We start from the raw sequence: 6,541 nt of genomic DNA on the forward strand, positions 1-6,541 counted from the left end.
TAGCAAAGGGGCCCTAGCATAGCCTTAGCATAGCCAAATCGGCTTATGTGAAATCAAGGGGTTATGGGGTGGATCAGCATAGTTCTAGCATAGCCAAGGGAGCTTTCCTTCGTTCTCCTTGGACTGTCTTCCGCCAGAAACATTCTCAAAATTGGTTTATCCGATTTTCGATTCGGGGGCAGGGACAGATTCGCAAATCCCTTCAGACACCCGATGAACACGAAGCCCATGCCATTGCCCCGAGAGTTTACTACTCCGCCCTCTTGAGAGCCGAACAGGGCTTAGAGGCCCGTGACAAGGCCGTAAGCGTGCTGGTGGAGGAATGGAAGGAGGAGGGAAAGCTAACAGCCCCTGAACTATCTGCCCTCCGTTATGTGATTGAGTTCTTCGGGGACATGAAACCTGCCGAAATCACATACAAAACATTAACGGAATTTACGGATTGGCGGGTATCCTATTGGACCAAGGGACCGGGCAAGGACATTGAGTTCATTACCTACCAGCGAGATGGTAGAACCATAAGACGACCGCCCACCCGTAAGGTTCCAAGTTCATCCACGCTCAAAAGTGAGCAGGTGGTCCTAAAGAAGTTCCTGACCTGGTGTCAGAACCACGGGCAAATCAAGACAATCCCCAAATTCGAAAAGATAAAGGGGGAGGTCCATAACAGACCCGGATTCTCAAAGGCCGAACTGGATTTGCTTATCAGCACGCTCCGCAAAAGGATGTTGGCTCCAAGCCTGACCCCGATAGAACGTTACCCGCATATGCTCTTGTTCGCATACGTGGGGATCATGTGGGGAAGCGGTATGCGTCCCCTTGAATGTCAGAAGCTAACTTGGGCTGACTTACTTGGATTTGAGCAATGCCGGACCTCTCCCATTGGAAAAGGGGAACTGACCATCCGGGTTCATGGCAAATCCAAGTCCCGTGAATTTGTGCCACTTGATGGAGTTATTGCTGATTTCCTGTCCATCTGGAACGCACAGACAACCCTATGGGGCAAACAACCCCTGCCCTCTGATCTTATCTTTCGGAATGTCCATCAGAAGCCCATTGTGACCTTTAACCCGGAAGTCGTGGCCCTTCTCAATGAGTGTCATCTTCGTATGGATTACCGGGGAGCAAAGAGGACGGCGTATTCTTTCAGACATTACTATATCACATACCTGCTAAACGCTAAGGTGGACATATATGATGTGGCAAGGAACTGCGGGACATCCGTCCAGATGATCGAAAAATTTTATTCTCATGTGACATTAGGGGCCATGCGGGATCGCCTACGCCCCGAAGGTTCCCGGCTATGACATTTCTTGAATCCATGCGTGAGGATTTGAGACCTCGGGCAACCTCATATTGAAGTCGGGGACTGGAATGAAGATGACACGCATACGCTTCACTATAGAGCGTGAGACCAAGGAACAGGCTAAAGCCATCCTCAAGGAAAACGGTTGGACCATGAGCGGATATCTAGCAACCGCCTTGGCTCTGATTACCGAAGACCCGGTTAAGAACTACCCCTTGCTCACTGGCAAGCCATGGCCTGGGACATCCCCGGCTGGCACATGAGCCACAGACATATGGCAGGATTGGCTTTAGTCTTGGCCCGTCGATTCATTCCCGGATAACTGCCAAGAAACCACTTTTCAAAAAAACCCGCGCGCAAAAAAATAAGGGGTTGTTGCGTTAGGTAGGCATGCCTTTTTGAAAATGACCCCTGTAGGGGGGGGGTATGAGCGTTCATATACCCAGGACCTTACCTCCAAACTCCTAAAACATACGGGATGGGCCTTGCCAAAAATTTAGCGAAATACCTATTATATAATAGGGTTTTCGCTAAAATTTTGGCAGATTAAGAGAGGTAACACCTTAAAAAGTGAATGCTCAAAAAAGAGCCGGGTTCATTCCCCGGCTCTTTTTGTTATCCAATCACGAATGTGCGGAACTTCCCGATATGTTCAGGTGTCCAGTCATACAGGTTGTAGGGCAATCCCTCATTGCTGGCCCATATCTGGTAGCACTCATCCACCAGATTCGCTGAATAGGGGCCACAGCAGATAGTGGCCCCATCCCACTCATCCAGTTCATAATCGCTTTTAATGGCCGCATATTCGATTGCGCTATGTGTGGACATGAAATGTAATAATTTTTCTTCTGATGTCATTCAGTCTCCTTTTTAAACATGCTGAAGCCCCGACAGGTGCGGGTGGATTTGTCTTCAGTTTTGGGGTTAGACGCGGTATGCGTCCGCTCATGGATTTATCAAAACAAATGGGGAAGCCAAATTAAAAAGGGGTAAGGCTCAATCTGTAACTTTAGACCTTGCTCTAAAGTTACCTTTCGGATGTGACACTTTTATGTAACTTTAGGGTTGTTTTTAGATTTATGTGACATATATTCGTCAGGGTCTTAAATCCTAAAGTTACACATTCGGAGGTGGCGCATGCTTATCGGTTACGCACGGACCAGCACAACGGATCAGGTGGCCGGTTTGGAAGGTCAGGTTAGGGAGCTGAAAGCCAAGGGCTGTGCCAAGGTGTATGCGGAGCAGATATCAGCTACCTCCGCCCGTAGGCCAGAATTGACAGCTTGTATGGATAACCTACGGGCCGGTGATGTGCTGGTGGTTGCCAAGCCTGATCGTCTGGCACGTTCGACGGCGGATTTGTTGGCTCTGGTTAAAGATATTGAAGCCAAAGACGCTGCCCTGTTGATCCTTTCAATGGGAGGTCAGGAATTGGATACCCGCAATCCGACCAGCAAACTGATGCTAACCATGCTTGCCGCTGTGGCGGAATTTGAACGCGATCTTATGAAGGAAAGGCAGGCGGAAGGGATCGCCAAGGCAAAGGCAGATGGCCGCTATAAAGGGCGCAAGCCCTTGGCTGAATCTATCCGTAAACAGGTTATGGAACGACATCAGGCGGGTATGGGGGCAACAGCCATTGCCCGTGAATTGGATATCAGCCGCATGACAGTTTATCGCATCACGGAAAAGTGATTGTAGAGCCTATCTACATTTTATTTTGTGGAATGTAGCAGATTTAGCATATTTTCATATGTGTTTTCGTTTGTTTTCAAATGATTATACGTAATCCATTTCCACTTTTAATCGAATGGTCGTGGGTTCGAACCCCACCCGGCTCACCATTCCTGTCTTCCCTTTTCCAATGCCATGCAGACCGTCCCCTTCGGGCCACGCGTCCTTTCCGGGCGTTCGAACCCGTTGCCGGACCCGTTCGCGCACCGCGATGCGAACCGGCCGGGTTCATGGCCCGGTTCACCAGAACATAATATTTCATGGGCTATCCTCCCTCTGGCATCGGGGGAAACCGTCGCCTGTCTCCGCCCCATCAGGGCGGGAGCGGTGGGGCGATCATGCGCGCCCACGGGCATATGGATGTTCGATTTAATAATTAAGTTATCTGTTTTTGATTGTTTTTATAATTTTATGTCTTGATTTGCGCTTATTTTTTCAAATAAATCACCATTCGCCGTGCGGTCACAGGATATTCGCACATTCCGGCCGCTTTTAAACCCGCTGTCGTTGCCGGTGCAATGGATGGCGAACCTGCCCACCCTGCTTTCGGGGCAGGTCTATCAATGTCTGTGAGAGCCCATGACCCTGCACCCCGTCCTGACCGCCGTGACCGAACGGGTCATTTCCCGTTCGGCCCGTAGCCGCAGCGCCTACCTGGACCTGATCGCGCGTGAGCGTGAAAACGGCATAAGCCGCCCCCGCCTCGCCTGCGGCAACCTTGCGCACGCCATCGCGGCATCGGGCGATGACAAGACGGGGCTGCGATCGGCGCGCGGCATGAATATCGGGATCATCACGTCATACAACGACATGCTGTCCGCCCATCAGCCCTATGGCCGCTATCCCGACCAGATCAAGCTGTTCGCGCGCGAAGTGGGCGGCACGGCGCAGGTCGCGGGGGCAACACCCGCCATGTGCGATGGCGTGACGCAGGGGCAGCCGGGGATGGAAATCTCCCTGTTCAGCCGCGACGTGATCGCCATGTCCACGGCGGTGGGGCTGAGTCATGGCATGTACGAAGGCGTCGCCATGCTGGGCATCTGTGACAAGATCGTGCCCGGCCTGCTGATCGGCGCGCTGCGCTTTGGCCATCTGCCCACCATCCTGATCCCGTCGGGGCCAATGCCATCGGGCCTGCCCAACAGCGAAAAGCAGCGCATCCGCCAGCTTTACGCCGAAGGCAAGGTGGACAAGGAACGCCTGATGGATGCGGAATCCGATTCCTATCATGCGGCGGGCACCTGCACGTTCTATGGCACGGCCAACACCAACCAGATGCTGATGGAAGTGATGGGGCTGCACCTGCCCGGTTCCTCCTTCGTGCCGCCCAATACGAAACTGCGGCAGGAACTGACGCGGGCCGCCATCCACCGGCTAAGCGAAATCGGCGCACGCGGCGAGGACTATCGCCCGCTGGGCCAGTGCGTGGATGAACGCGCCATCGTCAATGCCGCCGTCGGGCTGCTGGCCACGGGCGGATCGACCAACCTTGCCATTCACCTGCCCGCCATGGCGCGGGCGGCGGGCATCGTGATCGACTGGGACGATCTGGATCAGCTTTCCTCCGTCGTGCCGCAACTGACCCGTGTCTATCCCAACGGATCGGCGGACGTGAACGCCTTCCATGCGGTGGGCGGCATGCCCAGCCTGATCGGCTCCCTGCTGGATGCCGGGCTGCTGCATCCCGACATCATGACCGTGGCCCGTGGTGGCTTTGCCGAATACCGCAGGAAACCCTGCATGAAGGACGATGCGCTGACATGGGAAGAGGCTGGCCCCTCCACCGACGACACCATCCTGCGCGCGCCCGCCAACCCCTTTCGCGCCGATGGCGGCATGAAGGTCATGGACGGCAATCTGGGCCGCGGCATTTACAAGACCAGTTCCGTCGCCCCCGAACGCTGGACGATCGAAGCCCCGGCCGCCGTGTTCGACCATCAGGAAGACGTGCTGACGGCCTTCCGTGATGGAAAGCTGGACCGGGACGTGGTTGTCGTCGTGCGCTTCCAGGGTCCCGCCGCCAACGGCATGCCCGAACTGCACAAGCTGACGCCGACGCTGGCGGTGCTGCAGGATCGTGGGCACAAGGTGGCGCTGGTGACCGATGGCCGCATGTCGGGCGCAAGCGGCAAGGTGCCCGCCGCCATCCACATCGGCCCCGAAGCCTATGTCGGCGGCCCGCTGTCGCTGCTGCGCGATGGCGACATGGTGCGCGTATGCGCGCGGACGGGTCAGATCGATACGCTGGTGTCGGCCACGGAACTGGCAAACCGCACGCCGTCGCGCCCGCCCGCGCCGCAGTTTGGCACGGGGCGTGAACTGTTCGCGCTCATGCGCGCAAATGTGGACATGCCAGAACAGGGGGCGTCGGCCATCCTTGCCTCCATGGACCACATGGCGGCACAAGAAGACGCCTGAACCCCGGCGCACGCGCCGCGAAACGTTGTGAAAAAGGGAAGCCGACATGGCCCGCATTGAAGACATCATGACCCTTGCCCCGGTTATTCCGGTGCTGGTCATTCACGATCCCGCCCATGCCCGCCCGGTGGCCGAGGCCCTTGTGGCCGGTGGCCTGCGTGCGCTGGAAGTAACGCTGCGCACCGAATGCGCGCTGGACGTCATTGCCGATATGGCCAAGGTGGAAGGCGCCGTGGTGGGCGCTGGCACCGTGCTGAATGGCGATGACCTGAAAAGTTCGGTTGACGCGGGCGCCCGCTTTATCGTCAGCCCCGGCCTGACCGCCAATGTCGCCCATGCCGCGAATGCGTGCGAAGTCCCGCTGCTGCCCGGCACGGCCAATGCCAGCGACATCATGCGCGGGCTGGACCTGGGGCTTACGCATTTCAAGTTCTTCCCCGCCGTCGCTGCGGGTGGCATCCCGGCGCTGAAGGCCCTGTCCGCCCCGTTTGGCCAAGCGCGTTTCTGCCCCACCGGCGGCATCAAGGCCGATACGGCAGCGGACTGGCTGGGCCTGCCCTCCGTTCTGTGCGTGGGTGGGTCATGGCTGGTACCTGCGGGCACGCCCGATGTCGCGGCGATTACGGCGCGCGCAAAGCAGGCAGCCGCCCTGAAAGCCTGATTTCCTCATAACTCATTGATAAAAATAAAAGTTTACCGGGTGCCGCCTTTTTTCAGGGCCTGTTGGGAATTAACGCGAATTGATGATTGCGGCGGTAAGATAAATCATCGCTGCGAATGATCTGTCGGTCTTGTCGCTTCGCATGGCGATGCGCTTGAACTCCTTGAGCTTGCAGAAGAAGTTCTCGATGAGATGGCGTGCCTTGAACAGGGCTCCATCGAAGGGTCGCCTGTCGAGGCGGTTCCGACGCTGGGGAATGACCACGCGGGCCCCTTGCGCGCGTATGGTGTCCACGATCCAGTGGACATCGAACGCCTTGTCAGCAAGAAGTCCCTCAAAATCAGCCGGTTCAAGGAGAGGCGCCACCCCGACCGTATCGTAATGCTGGCCGGGGATAAGCGTAAAGCGGACCAGATTGCCCA

At 56.2% G+C, this 6,541-nt stretch carries 6 protein-coding genes; 4 read left to right on the forward strand and 2 right to left on the reverse strand.

The genetic code is table 11. The features are described 5' to 3' along the window. Nucleotides 1-68 precede the first annotated feature (68 nt). Complete coding sequence (locus GEU01_RS09420; RefSeq protein WP_010513975.1) at nt 69-1,307, forward strand: tyrosine-type recombinase/integrase; 1,239 nt, start codon at nt 69-71, stop codon at nt 1,305-1,307. A gap of 614 nt (nt 1,308-1,921) precedes the next feature. On the opposite strand, the gene GEU01_RS09430 is transcribed toward GEU01_RS09420, so the two are convergent. Next, the gene (locus GEU01_RS09430) at nt 1,922-2,134 is read right to left on the reverse strand and encodes a hypothetical protein (protein ID WP_010513978.1); all 213 of its coding nucleotides are present in this window, start codon (nt 2,132-2,134) and stop codon (nt 1,922-1,924) included. A 309-nt stretch (nt 2,135-2,443) separates the two neighbouring features. Here GEU01_RS09430 and GEU01_RS09435 point away from each other — a divergent pair, with 309 nt between their 5' ends. The 3 genes from GEU01_RS09435 to eda all read left to right on the forward strand — a co-directional run bounded on the left by GEU01_RS09435 (nt 2,444) and on the right by eda (nt 6,119). Continuing rightward, a complete protein-coding gene (locus tag GEU01_RS09435) occupies nt 2,444-3,001 on the forward strand; it encodes a recombinase family protein (protein WP_019085886.1) in 558 nt (185 codons plus the stop codon). Between the two features lie 618 nt (nt 3,002-3,619). Continuing rightward, nucleotides 3,620-5,458: a phosphogluconate dehydratase gene (gene edd, locus GEU01_RS09440; RefSeq protein ID WP_010507177.1), complete on the forward strand. Its 1,839-nt coding sequence runs from the start codon at nt 3,620-3,622 to the stop codon at nt 5,456-5,458. A 46-nt stretch (nt 5,459-5,504) separates the two neighbouring features. Continuing rightward, entirely contained in the window at nt 5,505-6,119 is a 615-nt protein-coding gene (gene eda / locus GEU01_RS09445) for a bifunctional 4-hydroxy-2-oxoglutarate aldolase/2-dehydro-3-deoxy-phosphogluconate aldolase (RefSeq protein WP_019085887.1), read from the forward strand. Nucleotides 6,120-6,188: 69 nt separating this feature from the next. On the opposite strand, the gene GEU01_RS09450 is transcribed toward eda, so the two are convergent. Further along, the coding region (locus tag GEU01_RS09450; RefSeq protein ID WP_019085232.1) for an IS5/IS1182 family transposase at nt 6,189-6,541 on the reverse strand (353 nt) is incomplete at its 5' end.

The organism is Komagataeibacter europaeus LMG 18890 (assembly GCF_000285295.1).
GTDB classification, from domain to species: Bacteria; Pseudomonadota; Alphaproteobacteria; order Acetobacterales; family Acetobacteraceae; genus Komagataeibacter; species Komagataeibacter europaeus.

What these genes read in the sequence shown, in the direction of transcription:
- GEU01_RS09430 (WP_010513978.1), bottom strand. Translation starts at nt 2,134, where the DNA reads ATGTCCACACATAGCGCAATCGAATATGCGGCCATTAAAAGCGATTAT.
- GEU01_RS09435 (WP_019085886.1), top strand. Translation starts at nt 2,444, where the DNA reads ATGCTTATCGGTTACGCACGGACCAGCACAACGGATCAGGTGGCCGGT.
- edd (WP_010507177.1), top strand. Translation starts at nt 3,620, where the DNA reads ATGACCCTGCACCCCGTCCTGACCGCCGTGACCGAACGGGTCATTTCC.
- eda (WP_019085887.1), top strand. Translation starts at nt 5,505, where the DNA reads ATGGCCCGCATTGAAGACATCATGACCCTTGCCCCGGTTATTCCGGTG.